This window comes from Ornithinimicrobium sp. F0845 (assembly GCF_023015765.1).
Taxonomy (GTDB): Bacteria; Actinomycetota; Actinomycetes; order Actinomycetales; family Dermatophilaceae; genus Ornithinicoccus.
Map to the genome: position 1 here is coordinate 1 of NZ_JALKAL010000045.1, position 327 is coordinate 327.

The window sequence follows — 327 nt, forward strand, 5'->3', positions numbered from 1 at the left end:
CCCGGGGTACTTTTCACCTTTCCCTCACGGTACTTGTCCGCTATCGGTCACCAGGGAATATTTAGGCTTAGCAGGTGGTCCTGCCAGATTCGTACGGGATTTCTCGGGCCCCGTACTACTTGGGAACACAACACCAGAGTCCTCATTGTTTCGGCTACGGGGGTCTCACCCTCTACGCCAGATTATTCCAAACCTTCCGCCTACAACAAGAATTTCTCACTCCAGCCCAGCCCGGTAGAACTGAGAAGCTGTGTCCCACGACCCCGAACGTGCAACGACTACCGTCTATCACACACGCCCGGTTTAGCCTCATCCGCTTTCGCTCGC

The 327-nt window shown here is 55.4% G+C and carries 1 rRNA gene; it reads right to left on the minus strand.

The window, feature by feature from the left end:
• A 23S ribosomal RNA gene (locus MWU75_RS19660) occupies nt 1-327 on the minus strand; the annotation flags it as partial.